The organism is Paenibacillus sp. MBLB1832, from assembly GCF_032271945.1.
Classification (GTDB): Bacteria; Bacillota; Bacilli; order Paenibacillales; family NBRC-103111; genus Paenibacillus_E; species Paenibacillus_E roseopurpureus.
Map to the genome: position 1 here is coordinate 1394079 of NZ_CP130319.1, position 14263 is coordinate 1408341.

Annotated in this window: 13 protein-coding genes; 8 read left to right on the top strand and 5 right to left on the bottom strand. The window is 48.9% G+C overall.

Features of this window, described 5'->3' with window-relative positions; translation table 11 throughout:
• Window positions 1–10 precede the first annotated feature (10 nt).
• Window positions 11–970 carry a GNAT family N-acetyltransferase gene (locus MJB10_RS06390; RefSeq protein ID WP_314802708.1) on the top strand — a complete coding sequence of 320 codons (960 nt, stop codon included), beginning with the start codon at window positions 11–13 and terminating at the stop codon, window positions 968–970.
• A gap of 15 nt (window positions 971–985) precedes the next feature.
• Window positions 986–2167: an anhydro-N-acetylmuramic acid kinase gene (locus MJB10_RS06395; RefSeq protein WP_314802709.1), complete on the top strand. Its 1182-nt coding sequence runs from the start codon at window positions 986–988 to the stop codon at window positions 2165–2167.
• 49 nt (window positions 2168–2216) lie between these two features.
• On the opposite strand, the gene MJB10_RS06400 is transcribed toward MJB10_RS06395, so the two are convergent.
• The gene (locus tag MJB10_RS06400) at window positions 2217–4295 is read right to left on the bottom strand and encodes a beta-galactosidase (RefSeq protein ID WP_314802711.1); all 2079 of its coding nucleotides are present in this window, start codon (window positions 4293–4295) and stop codon (window positions 2217–2219) included.
• A 179-nt stretch (window positions 4296–4474) separates the two neighbouring features.
• On the opposite strand from MJB10_RS06400, the gene MJB10_RS06405 reads away from it, so the two are divergent.
• The 3 genes from MJB10_RS06405 (at window position 4475) to MJB10_RS06415 (ending at window position 6204) form a co-directional block, all read left to right on the top strand.
• The gene (locus tag MJB10_RS06405; RefSeq protein ID WP_314802713.1) at window positions 4475–5302 is read left to right on the top strand and encodes an AraC family transcriptional regulator; all 828 of its coding nucleotides are present in this window, start codon (window positions 4475–4477) and stop codon (window positions 5300–5302) included.
• Between the two features lie 125 nt (window positions 5303–5427).
• Window positions 5428–5856 (top strand): MerR family transcriptional regulator, encoded by a 429-nt coding sequence (locus MJB10_RS06410; RefSeq protein ID WP_314802715.1) that lies wholly within the window; start codon window positions 5428–5430, stop codon window positions 5854–5856.
• 132 nt (window positions 5857–5988) lie between these two features.
• On the top strand, window positions 5989–6204 hold the full coding sequence (locus tag MJB10_RS06415) for a hypothetical protein (RefSeq protein WP_314802717.1): 216 nt from the start codon (window positions 5989–5991) through the stop codon (window positions 6202–6204).
• 112 nt (window positions 6205–6316) lie between these two features.
• Here the strand turns inward: MJB10_RS06415 and MJB10_RS06420 are convergent, their stop codons facing one another.
• Both MJB10_RS06420 and MJB10_RS06425 read right to left on the bottom strand, forming a co-directional pair.
• Complete coding sequence (locus MJB10_RS06420; protein WP_314802719.1) at window positions 6317–7627, bottom strand: aminotransferase class I/II-fold pyridoxal phosphate-dependent enzyme; 1311 nt, start codon at window positions 7625–7627, stop codon at window positions 6317–6319.
• Window positions 7628–7774: 147 nt separating this feature from the next.
• Window positions 7775–8377, bottom strand: coding sequence for a GNAT family N-acetyltransferase (locus tag MJB10_RS06425; RefSeq protein WP_314802721.1), 603 nt, complete (start codon window positions 8375–8377; stop codon window positions 7775–7777).
• A gap of 132 nt (window positions 8378–8509) precedes the next feature.
• Here MJB10_RS06425 and pdxR point away from each other — a divergent pair, with 132 nt between their 5' ends.
• Window positions 8510–10024, top strand: a complete 1515-nt coding sequence (pdxR, locus tag MJB10_RS06430; protein WP_314802723.1) for a MocR-like pyridoxine biosynthesis transcription factor PdxR — start codon at window positions 8510–8512, stop codon at window positions 10022–10024.
• Window positions 10025–10142: 118 nt separating this feature from the next.
• Entirely contained in the window at window positions 10143–11585 is a 1443-nt protein-coding gene (locus MJB10_RS06435) for an NAD-dependent malic enzyme (protein WP_314802725.1), read from the top strand.
• 62 nt (window positions 11586–11647) lie between these two features.
• Here the strand turns inward: MJB10_RS06435 and MJB10_RS06440 are convergent, their stop codons facing one another.
• A complete protein-coding gene (locus MJB10_RS06440; protein WP_314802727.1) occupies window positions 11648–12910 on the bottom strand; it encodes an MFS transporter in 1263 nt (420 codons plus the stop codon).
• 31 nt (window positions 12911–12941) lie between these two features.
• Window positions 12942–13730, bottom strand: a complete 789-nt coding sequence (gene asd, locus MJB10_RS06445) for an archaetidylserine decarboxylase (protein WP_314802729.1) — start codon at window positions 13728–13730, stop codon at window positions 12942–12944.
• Window positions 13731–13931: 201 nt separating this feature from the next.
• Between asd and MJB10_RS06450 the strand changes: the two genes are divergently transcribed.
• A complete protein-coding gene (locus MJB10_RS06450) occupies window positions 13932–14228 on the top strand; it encodes a transposase (RefSeq protein ID WP_314802730.1) in 297 nt (98 codons plus the stop codon).
• The last annotated feature ends 35 nt before the right edge of the window (window positions 14229–14263 follow it).

Consider the following 14263-nt stretch of genomic DNA (forward strand, 5'->3'; position numbering starts at 1 on the left):
GGTTTTCGAAATGAACTATGTCCCATTAACAGAAGATCGGCTGACCGAATTATGCGTGCTGTGGAACCGAGAGCTTGGCGAGCAGTTTCCTATGCAAGAACAACTGTTCAGACAGAACAGTTTTGACGATGTGAACGTATTGCAGGGTGGTTCTTGGATTGCCGTTGATGAGGGGTCTGGGAAAGCAGTTGGTTTTATCGTTGCCAAGCAATGGCAGGAACAACGGGAACTTGTTTTGGGAGCTGGTGCAGGCTGGATCCAGGTATTGTTGGTTGATCGGGATTTTCGCAGACTTGGCATCGGAAGCGAGCTGCTGAAACGGGCTGAAACGGCTCTTTTGGAGAGGGGGGTTCATAAAATCTTGCTCGGTCGTGATCCGTGGCACTACTTCCCAGGAATCCCCAAAGAATACCCTGAAGTCAGAGCATGGTTCGATGCTAAGGGCTACAAGGACGACAATCGTGTGGAAAATGATCTACTGGCGATGTATGACGAACATACGGCGAACGAATTGCCAAGACAAGAAGGCGTTTCGTATCGGCTGTTGGAGAGTCATGAAAAGGACGATCTGCTTGCTTTTTTCCGACGCTGCTTCCCAGGACGTTGGGAATACGAAGCCATTCGCTATTTCGAACTGGGAGGAACGGGGCGCGAGTTTGTTGTGGTTGAAACAGATGGCCACATTGTTGGTTTTTGCCGGATTAACGACAGTTCATCTCCGATCATTGCTCAAAACGTTTACTGGTCGCCCTTATTTGAAGATGAGCTAGGGGGGATTGGGCCTCTAGGTGTAGATTCTGCTTACCAAGGCAGAGGTTTTGGGCTGGCGGTTGTTCAGGCAGGTGTTCATTTCCTTAGGGAGCGTAAAATCCAAAAGATCGTCATCGACTGGACAACACTCGTGGCTTTCTATGAAAAGCTAAATTACCACGTGTGGAAAAGCTACGATTCTTACTCGAAGTTAGTGTAAAGGAGATGAATCGTCTTGCTTCGAAAACTTTTGAATCAAACTTCACTGACCATAGCAGGGATTATGTCAGGCACTTCGCTGGATGGCATTGATGTCGCTATTGTCCGCATCGATGGCCGCGGTCTTGATACAAGCATCAAGCTGATTCACTTCGAGAGCTTTGCCTACGAAGCGGATGTTCGTGAGAAGCTCAAGCTGTTATGTACGATTGAGCATTCTGATGTTGCGCAAGTGTGCGGCATGAACTTCGCGATAGCGGAGCGCTTTGCAGATGCCGTCATCCAAACAGCTGCTGCCGCTAACCTAAGCATGGCGGATATCGATCTCGTCTCCTCCCATGGGCAGACGATTTGGCATATCCCTATAGCGGACGATGCGAATCCTTTTCTGCCCAAATCGACGCTGCAAATTGGGGATTTGTCCGTGATTGCCAAACGAACAGGCAAACCTGTCGTCGGCGATTTCAGGACAGCGGATATCGCCGTAGGCGGGCAAGGCGCACCGCTTGTACCCTACGGTGACTATCTCCTTTTCAGGGACGAAAACAAAGGGCGCATCCTTCAAAATATAGGTGGTATTGGGAATTGCACAGCCATCCCCGCTGCTTCCAGTGGGGGTATTGCCTTTGACACGGGTCCTGGAAACATGATCATGGATCAAGTCGTATACGAGCTATCCGAGGGACGACTTTCGTACGATGCGAATGGAGAATGGGCTGCCAAAGGCAGGGTGCATCAAGAATTACTTGAGGACTTGCTCGCACATCCGTACTTCCAAGAACCGCCTCCCAAAACGACAGGACGCGAAATATTCGGAAAAGCCTATGCCGCGACATGGCTAGCATCTGCTTTGGAACGAGGACTTCCTCAGGAGGATATCGTTGCCACGGCGACAGCTTTTACCGCACACAGCATTGCTCGCGGATATCAGGACTTTATTTTTCCACAGAGTGAGATTGCTGAAGTGATTGTAAGTGGAGGCGGAGCTCATAACCGCACACTTCTTAGCATGCTTGGTGAGCTGCTGCCAAATCAGACCATTTTCACATCCGACGAGCTGGGTATATCCTGCGATGCGAAGGAAGCGATGTTGTTTGCTTTGTTAGGCAATGCATTCATACAAGGCGAGACGAACAATGTTCCCGCGGCGACAGGAGCGGAAAGACAGACGATCATGGGGAAATTAGCTTTGCCGTAGGCTCTCATAAGGAAAAGGATCAGAGAGCAGTCTCTGATCCTTCTTCGTATTAAGCTGATATGACTTCTCTTCTTAAAATCGAGATGCCGTGCAGAGGCAACTCAACCTTGTTTGCTACTAGTTGCTTCGTTTCCATATCCGTGTAAGCTTGATTATCCAACTCGATCACTTGTTCTTTACCGCTAAAATTCATCAAGAATACGTAGTCGTACTCTCCGTCTGTTCGCACTGTTGAAGTTACCCCGTCAGGCAAACTTACATGCAATGCGCGACGAACTCCGCTTTGTTGCACAAGTTGACCGTAGAACTCGGTGTAGAAACGGGGGTCACTCACGCGAGCTGCCAAATAATAGGCTTGTCCATCTCCCATTGAATTCCTCGTCAACGCAGGACGTCCTGCGTAAAAATCATCCTGGTAGACAGCCAGTACTTCGGCACCTTCCGAATGAATGAGATCGCAAAGCTCCCTAACCTCATATGTTCCCTGCAAACCAAGCGGATTCCCTTTCTGAAGCACAATGCCGTTTCGATCGTGATCGTGTAAGCCTTCGATTTCCTCCGACCAAATGCCAAGCGTATCGCGAAGCGGTCCAGGGAAGCCTCCCAAATAACACAAATCGTTCTCATCGACGATTCCTGACCAATAGGTCGCTACGAACGTGCCGCCTTTTGTAACAAACTGCCTAATTTTTGCGCCGGTTTCTTCACGCATAAGGTACATCATGGGCGCGATTAGTAGTTTATATGTAGAGAAATTGTCCTCAGAACTGATCACATCTGTCGGCACGCCGAGCTCCCATAATGCTTTATACTGCTGCATAACGGTTTCTTCAAAATGAATCCCTTTATTTCTAGGGCCTTGCGTGTCGTTGACTGCCCACCAATTGTCCCAATCAAACAAAATTGCAGCTTCTGATTTCGTTGTTGTGCCAATCACGGGTGTCAGCTTGGATAGTGTTTCCCCTAAGGATGCCACATCACGGAATACGCGAGTATGCTCGTGCCCCACGTGATCAACAACGGCGCCGTGGAATTTTTCGCTGGAACCGCGGCTTTTACGCCACTGGAAATATTGGACGGAATCCGATCCATGTGCAACGGCTTGAAGCGAAGAAAGGCGATGCATACTTGGACGTTTCAGTTTGCTAACAGGCTGCCAGTTCGTAAGACTTGGCGTACTCTCCATCAGTAGAAATGGTTTTTTTTGCAACGAACGGAATATATCGTGATTGAATGCAAACCAAGCGGCAACGGTATCTTCCGCTTGATCCTGTGCATCATGCCAAGTCGGATAAGCGTCCCAAGATACAACGTCGATTACATGAGCAAACTTCCGGTAATCCAGTGCTGAGAAGTTATACATCATATTGGTGGTTACGGGTAAGTTGGCATTCATAGCTTTCAATGGTGCAATTTCATGCTTGCAGAAATCAACAGTTTGGTCGGTGACAAATCGTTTCCAATCCAAATTATGGCCATGTACAGCTGACTCACCGATCGGAGATGGAGAGACGATCTGTGACCAATCGGTATAGGTATGGCTCCAGAAGGAAGTCCACCATGCATGATTTAATTCATCTAATGATTGATATTTAACTTTAAGCCAATCCCGGAAGGCATCCTGACAATAGTCACAATGGCATTCGCCGCCATATTCGTTCGAGATATGCCATCCGACGACAGCTGGATGCTCTGCATAGCGTTCGGCCAGTTTAGTATTCATGATGTTGACCTTCTCACGATACACAGGCGATGTGTAGCAATGATTATGACGGGCACCATGTAAATTACGTTGTCGCGTTGGGGTTACACGCAAAACTTCTGGATATTTCGATGACATCCATGCGGGTCTCGCCCCGCTTGGAGTGGCAAGCCATGCATAAATACCATTTTCAGCAAAGGTATCCAATACATGATCCAGCCATTCAAATTTAAATTGGCCTTCCTCTGGTTCTAACGCATTCCATGAAAAAATGCCAACAGACATAACATTGCAATGAGCCAGTTTCATGAGGCGGATGTCTTCTTCAAACACACTTGGATCGTGCAGCCATTGATCTGGATTATAATCGGCACCATGCATAAATACGGGAAGCTTACTACTAATTGGTGGAAATTTGGCGGTCATCTTGATTGGCATCTCCTGTTCTCATATCAATTAAATAATATTCGTATTGGTTCAGGTTGTGGCGGTAAGGATATATATGTTATAAAACCATTATATAGCGGAAATTTTGTGAGAACTAGATTTTGATATTCGCATTTCATTAACGATTTTCACATTTTGAAAAGCAGGAGGGGAATCATTTGCAACGGTTTGCATTTCTCATGCATTCGGATATAGAAACGAAACTGCCGATCTACATGTGTGGAGCTGGCCATTGGGAAAGTCAAGAAACGATTATTCGGACAGAGGGTTATCCGTTGTTTCAATGGCTCTTTTGTACCAATGGCGAAGGAATGTTGAAACTAGGCCATGAAGAGATGAGCGTCAAACCAGGGATGGGCATATATCTATTGCCGAACGAACCCCACGAGTATCGAGCGATACAGGAGCCCTGGGAAATCTATTGGCTTAATTTCAAAGGAGAACAAGCCCTACCGATGACTTTATTGGCGGGTTTAGATCGTTCAGGCGTATATCGCATGACGAATAGTGAGTTAATGATTCATCATATGAAGGCAGCGCTAGCCTTAGCTTTATCTGAAAAGCCTCTAGTCGGTCTGGAGTGCTCAAAGCTGCTGTATAATCTCATCATCGATATGATGAAAAGCATCACGATCCGCCAACAGTCCATCGAACAAAACTATTTGAGATTGCAGCCTGTATTTGACTATATGGAAAGCCACTACACGAACAAGATAACGCTTGAGGACATGGCTGAGCTTTTAAATGTCTCAACGCAACATCTATGCTTGTTATTTCGCAAAATTGTCAATCATCGACCTGTTGAATACTTGAACTTATTACGGATTAATAAAAGCAAGGAACTGATGCTGCAGGAAGTGGATGCAAGGATTGGTGAGATCGCACGTCGAGTAGGCTTTGATACGCCAGGTTACTACAGTACACTGTTTAAAAAAACGGAGGGTATGAGTCCCGAGACATTCAGGAGGATGAATAGACTGAGGTAGCTGGTCACTCGCCTCGATGATGATCGATCAGATCGAGAGCGTAGATGAAGATAAATACGATTAGCTTTTATTTTAGTGTACAATAGGAAGGAGTAGTCTGGTAATGAAGGTGTGAGGTGACGGGTATGGTGAATTTGAAAATTGATGATGTAGCCAAAGAATGTGGATTGACGAAGCGAACGATCCGATATTATGAGGAAATTGGTCTGCTCTCTCCTCCAGAACGAAGTGAGGGCGGCATGCGATTATATTCGAACGAGCATGTAGAACAATTGAAGCAGATCGTGATTGCGCGTGATGTGCTAGGTGTTTCTTTGCAGGAAATACAAGAATTTGTAGTGTCCAGCAATCAGTTGCTTGAGCATCGACAAGGATATTTGCAGGCAGACAATCCCCAGCAGAAGAAGCAAGAGCTGTTAGAAATCGAAGAAATCATCGCCCGCCAACTTCAGATCATGGATGATAAATTGGAGAAAATTCAATCGCTTCGTCAAAGTACGGAGCTGAAATATCAACGCGTGAAGAAGGCGTTAAGCGAGTTGCCGGAGGACTAAGACAGGGGCAAACAAACTACGCAATATACTCGATATCAATGGGTTAATTTTATTAATTGGTAATCCCACACGCCCCTCTGACATGATATACTAGGTTTGAGATATCTGTTTACCATAATCAAGGGGGCTGCAATGGGAAACCTGCTTCATGATGTCGATTTTCAAAATGCGATGCTGTTTGGCCACTATGTCATGGTTCTGATCGAGGGTAAAATGGCCGGCGGCGGTCTCGTCGAATCGTTCGACGAAACACATGTAAAAGTAGGACGCGGCACCTATTCGCGCCAAGCTTCCTCTTTCGTGGTTTCACCGCCCCCACAATGTAATATGGATCATACTCAGGAATGAATGTCTGTCGTATAAACCGTACGACCTCGACATGAGAATAACGACAAACAAAAAACACGAACTAACTTACGTTAGTACGTGTTTTTTGCTTCATTCCTATATGCATGCGCGGTTATTTGCTAGCCGTGACAGCTTCGATCTCTTTCACGCTTTGATAAATCAGGTTAAACAGCTCTTCCAAATTGCCTTCCTCGATGCAGGAGAAAGCAACACGCAGGTCTGTCTCGCCTAGGGCGATTGTGCCTACACCATGTTGATTCAACAAATGTACGCGCAACGCTTCAGCTTCTACGGTTTTGAGCTTTAAGCACATGAAATAGCCAGAATTGAAGGGGTAGTAGCCCCATGCATCATCGAATTTGCCGCTGTCCAGAATGGACTTCGTTCGGTTCGCACGGCCTTTCATGATCTCATATTTCTCTTGCTTCTGAGCATTGAACTCAGGAGAATTCAGTGCGTGAAGCACGAAGGTTTGGGAAGGGTGCGGCCCGCTGGAAATCGTTGCACGGATAATGCCCATCGTTTTCTGCTCAAGCGCGCTTAGTAGAGCATCGCTTTGACCAGCGTACGTGATGAAGCCTACGCGGAAGCCCCATACGTATTCTTCTTTCGTTGCACCGTCAACTTTGACAGCAAGCACACGCGGGTGCAGGTCGGCCAATTGACCGAACAAGGATTCATGCAGCGAATTCTCAAAGAATAGCCCGAAATACGCATCGTCTGTTAGGACGACGACGTTAATGCCTGCCTCAGCGGCCTCTTGAATGGCAGCGACAATCGCTTTACCATCTTCAGCATCTGGTGTGTAGCCCGTCGGATTGTTCGGGAAATTCAAGACAACAATTGCTTTGCCTTTAGACTTCTGTGCAAGCAGCGCTTCACGTAAGCCTGCTGAATTAAAACGTTCTTGTTCGTTATACAGCGGATAATTCACGATTTGTGCGCCGCGGCGAATTTCGAACGTGAGCTCATAATTTTCCCAATTTTTATCTGGAATAATAACAGCGTCGCCTACATCTGCGAAGAGATCAGCAGCGATGCTGAGACCGTGGGTCAAAGCGTTCGTCACGATCGGGTTGCCGATGAGCTTGTTGCCAATGCTCGGATTTTCTTCGAGCATTTTTTTGCGCCAAGCTGTACGCAACTCAGGCTTACCAGCAGGTGGAGCGTATTCATATATATCTTTTGGATTGTAAGTGGAGAGTGTATCTTGAATGACCTTCAAATGCATGGGCTGACCATTTTCAATGGCAATACCGATAGTAGCATTGAATTTCTTGGCTTTAGCCTTGGCTTCAGCCGATTGACTGAGAATGCCTTCTTTCGGGAAGTAAATCGATTTACCTAATGCAGAAAGCATGTCAAATACGTGAGAATTTTCACGTTGCAGGGTCTCGTTTAACTGTCTTGCCAAAGGATTCATAAGCGTAGGTCATTCCTTCCAATTTGCGTTTCATTTTTTCCCAGTTATTATATCACTTTCGCTCGTGTACGTCACTTCGCTAAAGAAATTTTCTGAGTTTTGGCGCTGATTAGATGAAATACGACTTACGCGAACGAATCTAGCGGCTCAAGACAGTGCAGCATCCGCATAGGCATTGAGAAATCCTTGCAGTCTTTCTTTTACCTGAGGCCATTCCTTATCCAAAATGCTGAACATCACGGTATCACGGATATAGCCGTCATGCATGACGCGGTGCTGGCGAAGAATGCCTTCGCGTTGTGCGCCTAATCGTGCGATGGCGGTTTGCGAGCGTTCGTTTCGCAGGTCGGTTTTGATTTGTACCCGAAGCTGGTCAAGCGTTTCGAAGCAGTGGGTGAGCAGCAAATATTTGCACTCCGTATTGACGCGGGTACGCCACACCCCAGGGTTGTACCACGTATGACCAATTTCTAAATTGCGATGTTCCGCGAAAATATCGAAGAGCCTCGTACTCCCGACGATTTTATCTTGCTGTTTATCATAGACACTGAAGGGAATGCCCTTCCCTGCTTGCTGCTCCTGGAGTGCTTGATGAACGAAACGTTCAACATCATCTTGGTTACGCAGCGGGGTCATATACGCCCATATCGCAGGATCATTGGCTGCATCAGTCAAACCAGGGATGTGGGATTCTTGCAGGGGCAGCAGAGTAACGCGTACTCCATCTAAAAGCGGCGATTGAAGATTCATCGTTCAGGACTCCTTACATGGGAAAGTTTTTTCGTGTGATATAAGCTAGAATACGCTATGATTGGATTCATAAAAAGAGCCAATATAAGTCGATTTGTATGTACCAATTTGAAAATGAAAAGAAGGGGTCTCATGACATTTTATTTGCCTTTTCAGAGCTATCTCACGCAATACCCAAGTAAATATGCTGCCTTATATCATGCGCTTCGCGATGCGATGATTACGGATAAACTTACTCTGCATACGAAGCTGCCTTCCAGTAGGGAAATGGCGGCGATGTTACATTTGTCCCGAGGGACCGTGAACCAAGTGTACGACATGCTGATTGCGGAAGGATATTTGCAGGGGGATGTCGGCCGCGGCACATATGTCGTTTATGCAAATGGGCAGGATAAACAGAAGGCGGTTGCTGGGAAAGCGATCGAATTGTCGACTTGGGGGATGCGGTTGACGGAGAGCAGGCAGGTGGAGCGCGCTGAGGGCGAAGGAGGGAGCGGGAAGAAGAGCGATACGAAGAGCGATACGAAGAGCGTAGATCAAAAGCAAATGATTGCGTTCGCGGTAGCTCGCCCGCAGCTGGAGGCGTTCCCGCGGGAGCAATGGAACCGCGTGATGTACGAGCAGGTGCGGCGGATGACGGAGTCGCCGCAAGAGGACGCCCACATCGCCGAGGGGCACTATGCGCTTCGCGAAGCGATTGCGCTGCACCTGAGGCGGATGAGGGGGATTGATGCGCAGCCGGAGCGCATCGTCATCGTGAATGGGTCGATGCAAGCGATCGCGCTGCTGACCCAACTGCTTGTAAACCCCGGCGATCCCGTCGTGCTGGAGCGCCCGGGGTACCAAGGCGCCAGCCGCGCGGTGCTGGCGGCTGGCGGAGTGCCTGTCCACGCGGCGGTGGACGGGCAAGGGCTGATCCCGCAGCCGTGGAACGCACGGCTGCTGTTCGTGACCCCCAGCCGCCAATTCCCTACGGGGGCGGTGCTGGGCCTGGAGCGCCGCCAGCTCCTGCTGCGCTGGGCGGCTGAGCAAGGCGCTGTCATCGTCGAAGACGATTATGACAGCGAGTTCAGGCACCGCGGGCGGCCGATAGAGCCGCTCAAGGTGCTGGACCAAGAGGGCCGAGTGGTGTACATCGGCACCTTTTCCAAAACGATGCTGCAGGACCTGCGCATCGGTTATGTCGTGCTGCCGGAGGCGCTGCACGACGCTTTTACAGCCGCGAAGCGGCTGTACGAGCCGCACCCCACGGGGCTGCTCGAGCAGCGCTCGCTCGCCGCATTCATGGCGAGCGGGGGCTACGAGCGACACCTGCGCCGCATGCGGCGGGTGTACGCGAGCAAGTTCTTGCTCCTGCAGGCGCTGCTGCAGGAGGGGCTGTCCACCCTCTTCGAGTGGGTGGACAGCGACAGCGGGCTGCATGTCTTCGGCTGGTGGCGGGGAGATCCCGCCACTTACGCGGCCTATGCAGCCGCATGCCGGGAGGCCGGCGTGGCCTGGACGGACGCCGCTTCCTACAACCTGCCTGCCGGACGGGCAGGCGCCTGCTTTGGTTATGCGCATTTGACAGAAGAGGAATTGCGGCTAGGTGTGGCTCGGATGCGGGTTGTTTTTGAGGGGATGCTCGCGAGTTTAGACTTAAATTAGCCTTAATTGGATAAGGTTTGTCGAAGGATGCCCACAATAGTTTTGGCAGGAGAGATGGAGTATGTTATTATCTACATGTGGTCAATTAAATTAATTTTTCATAGGAGTGATCCTTCGTATGGCAGGATTAAATGGTGGGGGCACAAGTATCATTGTGCGTTTGGAAATACATAAGGAGCTCGTAACGTTCGGGAAAATTGCTACGGCGATTGGCGATGCGGGCGGCGATATCGTAGCTGTGGACGTAACACGTGCCAGCAAAACAACGACAACGCGTGATATCACAGTCTCTGTGAGTGACCCTGCACATACTGAGACGATTACGAAAGTATTGAAAAAACTGCCAGGCGTACGCGTGATTAACGTATCCGATCAGACGTTCCTGATGCATTTGGGCGGCAAAATTGAAGTTACGCCGAAAGTGCCAATCAAAAACCGGGATGACTTGTCCCGTGTCTATACACCAGGTGTTGCTAGGGTTTGTATGGCGATTCATGAAGACCCTGCGAAGGCGCACTCTCTCACGATCAAAAGAAATACCGTTGCTGTCGTATCCGATGGAACAGCTGTTTTAGGACTTGGCAATATTGGTCCTGTAGCCGCTATGCCCGTTATGGAAGGGAAAGCGATGCTGTTTAAGCAAATGGCGGGCGTTGACGCGTTCCCGATCTGTCTAGACACGCAGGATACCGAAGAAATCATCCGCACGGTGAAGGCAATTGCGCCTGCGTTCGGCGGGATTAACTTAGAAGATATTTCGTCGCCGCGCTGCTTCGAAATCGAGGAACGCTTAATTAATGAACTCGACATTCCCGTTTTCCATGATGACCAGCACGGAACGGCTGTCGTTATCCTTGCTGGATTGTTGAATGCCGTTAAGCTGGTGGGCAAGCCGTTAGAGTCCTGTAAAGTCGTGATCACGGGGATTGGGGCTGCAGGGATTGCTTGTACGAAAATGCTGCTGTCCGCAGGCGTCACCAATGTGATTGGTGTTGACCGCCAAGGCGCGATTGTGCGAAGCGAGACTTATACGAATGCCGCTTGGGAGTGGTATGCGGCGAATACGAATCCGAACGATGAACGTGGAACCTTGTCGGATGTTATCGCAGGGGCGGACATTTTCATCGGTCTCTCTGGCCCAGGCGTGTTGAAGCAAGACGACGTGAAGCGTATGGCGTCCGATCCGATTGTATTCGCAATGGCGAATCCAACCCCAGAAATTACGCCGGAAGAAGCAGAGCCTTACGTACGCGTTATGGCGACTGGGCGCTCGGATTATCCGAACCAGATTAACAACGTGCTGTGCTTCCCGGGGATTTTCCGCGGCGTACTGGATTGCCGTGCTTCGAAAATTACCCAAGAGATGAAGCTCGCGGCAGCTAAAGCGATTGCTTCGGTTGTGAGCGAAGATGAGTTGAACGAGTATTACATCATTCCGAGCGTGTTCAACCATGAGGTTGTCGAGAAAGTAAGAGAAGCCGTTATGGAAGCCGCTTACGAATCAGGCGTCGCTCGCCGACGTTCCCAACGTGAAACGCAGGATGCGCACCATCACGAATAATACCAAAAAGCAGTTCAGCACCAACGCGATTACCGCGTGGCCTGAACTGCTTTTGTTTTTGCCTACTCTACCTGCTCCTCCGTCCATTCCTTCAACCTGCGATCCGTTGGAAGCAAGAACGTCAGCACGCCGAGCAACGGCAGGAACGCACAGAGCTCCATCACTGTGGTAGTTTTATACACATCACATAATTTACCTATCACGACGCTGCCGACGCCGCCGAGTCCGAAAGCTAATCCCGTGATGAGTCCCGATACAGTTCCAACTTTACCAGGGAAGAGCATTTGCGCATACACGACAGTGACCGAGAAGCTGGATAAGAGAATGACCCCAATAATGACGAGCAGTACATACGCCCAGGTGATGGACACATGGGGGAGCAATAATGCGAAGGGCGCCGAGCCTAGCATCGAAAAGAAAATGACATTTCGCTTCCCGAAGCGGTCAGCGATCGGTCCGCCGAAGAACGTGCCGACGGCACCCGCGGCTAGAAATAAGAAGATGAAATCCTGTGCACGGTCAATGGTGATACCATATTTATCTACCAAGAAGAATGCGAAAAACCCGCTCATCGCCGCTCCATACCAGGAACGTACAAACACAAGGAAAATTAAGACCGAAATCGCGAACCTCACTTGCTTGCGCCGCTGCGGACTAACCGTGCGTTTGACGACTGATTTGGCTTTGGCTGGTGCATCCTGTAACACAACTTTGTACCAACGGGCTATGTACATTTGAACGGCAATGGCAACCGCCGCTACGCCTGTGAACCAGATGGAGCCGAATAGGCCGAGCGGAATGAAAATCCATTTGGTCATCATCGGGGCTAGGGATTGGCCAGCATTCCCGCCTACTTGGAAGATGGATTGGGCAAGACCTTTGCGTCCGCCTGCCGCCATATGCGATACCCGCGAGCCTTCTGGGTGGAAGGCTGCTGAACCAAGTCCGACAAAGCAGACAGATAAGAGTACGATCCAGTACGAATGCGCGAAGGATAACAAGAGCATGCCGATCAATGTCGATGTCATCCCTATGGGGAGCATGTAAGGTGATGGTTTCCGATCTGTGTATAAGCCCACAACGGGCTGCATAATCGACGCTGTAAAATTAATTGCAAACTGAACCCAACCGACTTGTGTATAGCTTAATCCCAAATCTCTTTGCAAAATCGGGAAAATGGCAGGAATAACGGATTGAATTGAATCATTCAACAAATGAACAAGACCGATTGCGAATAAGATTCGATACACCGTGGGCTTAATATCTCCTGTATGCTGCAGGCTGCTTCCGCCGCGGTCTGGGCGTGTTGTTGAGATGGATGCCATGGTTTACTCCTCCCTGGTACTGTTCCCCAGCTTAGTTTTCCAGGAATCGTCCGAGGTCTTCGCCCATTTTCACTTTGGAGCCTAGTTGTAAATCAGCGCGAGGTTCGAACATCCCATCTTCAAATAACAGAACGACGGTTGAACCAAATTCAAAATAAGCGAGTTCTTGACCGCGTTCAAGTGTGTTTGGAAGCGGGGTTACATATTGAATGGAACTCACATTGAGAGCGCCTACCTTGACGACAGCCACTTCTCCTGATGCGTGTTGAATGAAAGTAATGAGACGTTCATTGCGACTTAGCACGCGTTTCATATGGCGAAGGCCAAATTCATTCACGGGATACACTTTCCCTAGGACATGCTCTTTCTCGAGAATATCACCGGAGATCGGGGAATGGATACGATGGTAATCGGTCGGGCTCAAATACAAGACGAAATAGAAACCGTTCTTGTAGTTCACTGTGCGCGGCGAGCGGTTCAGCATCTCTTCGATCGTGTAGTCTTGACCTTTGACATTGACAATTAAGCCATCTTTGATGTCGCCAATCCCTGTAATCATCGCATCGACAGGACTCACGACACGCGTTGTGTCTTGATGAATAGGGCGAAGACCTGGCTTTAATCTGCGCGTGAAGAAATCGTTCAACGACTTATAATCCTTGAGATGCTTCTCGGCATCTTCAATGCGAATGCCGTATGTTTGCGCAAAACGCGGAATGAAAAGACGGCTTATTTTGGAACGAGCAAAGGCACCTGTGATTTGAGATACCCATTTACGCGAGGATAGTTCGGTCAGTAATCGGAAAAACGGCTTCGACATAGTTCATAAACTCCTGTTCATTCGGTGGTTAGGCCAGATTGTGCACGAGGTACAATGCTACCTATTAGCGGTTCTTCGCTAATCTTGCCACAGATGGGTAAAAGAATCAATTGCAAATGGCTATTATCTGAGACTGGCCATGCTCAGAATTGTATTTTCCAGTCGAAAATCGTCAATGCTGTGAAGGAGGTGAAAACATAAATGTCGATTATGATTGTATTGCTCATTATTTTAATTCCTCCCGTTATGGGGATCTGTTCGTGGTTGTTTGAGATCGGCCGACATGTATTTGCAGGTGCAGCGGTCCTAAGTGCCTATATCGTAGGCATCGTGATCTCACTGGCGATCCACGATATTCTTCGCGATGACACGGTATTTATGACGAATATCCACGTGGTCTTCACGAACACATTGTTTTTGTTTTGTGGAGCCTATTTGGGCGCATATGGGATTTATGTGCTGCTGCTTCACTTCCTGAAAGGCTTGCGCAAGGAATAAGGAGGAAATTGGGCGAAATGTTGTTGCAATGCGTC

Excerpts from the sequence above, each read along its gene's own strand:
- MJB10_RS06390 (WP_314802708.1), top strand. The coding sequence starts at position 11 with ATGAACTATGTCCCATTAACAGAAGATCGGCTGACCGAATTATGCGTG.
- MJB10_RS06400 (WP_314802711.1), bottom strand. The coding sequence starts at position 4,295 with ATGACCGCCAAATTTCCACCAATTAGTAGTAAGCTTCCCGTATTTATG.
- MJB10_RS06410 (WP_314802715.1), top strand. The coding sequence starts at position 5,428 with ATGGTGAATTTGAAAATTGATGATGTAGCCAAAGAATGTGGATTGACG.
- MJB10_RS06415 (WP_314802717.1), top strand. The coding sequence starts at position 5,989 with ATGGGAAACCTGCTTCATGATGTCGATTTTCAAAATGCGATGCTGTTT.
- MJB10_RS06420 (WP_314802719.1), bottom strand. The coding sequence starts at position 7,627 with ATGAATCCTTTGGCAAGACAGTTAAACGAGACCCTGCAACGTGAAAAT.
- MJB10_RS06425 (WP_314802721.1), bottom strand. The coding sequence starts at position 8,377 with ATGAATCTTCAATCGCCGCTTTTAGATGGAGTACGCGTTACTCTGCTG.
- pdxR (WP_314802723.1), top strand. The coding sequence starts at position 8,510 with ATGACATTTTATTTGCCTTTTCAGAGCTATCTCACGCAATACCCAAGT.
- MJB10_RS06435 (WP_314802725.1), top strand. The coding sequence starts at position 10,143 with ATGGCAGGATTAAATGGTGGGGGCACAAGTATCATTGTGCGTTTGGAA.
- MJB10_RS06440 (WP_314802727.1), bottom strand. The coding sequence starts at position 12,910 with ATGGCATCCATCTCAACAACACGCCCAGACCGCGGCGGAAGCAGCCTG.
- asd (WP_314802729.1), bottom strand. The coding sequence starts at position 13,730 with ATGTCGAAGCCGTTTTTCCGATTACTGACCGAACTATCCTCGCGTAAA.
- MJB10_RS06450 (WP_314802730.1), top strand. The coding sequence starts at position 13,932 with ATGTCGATTATGATTGTATTGCTCATTATTTTAATTCCTCCCGTTATG.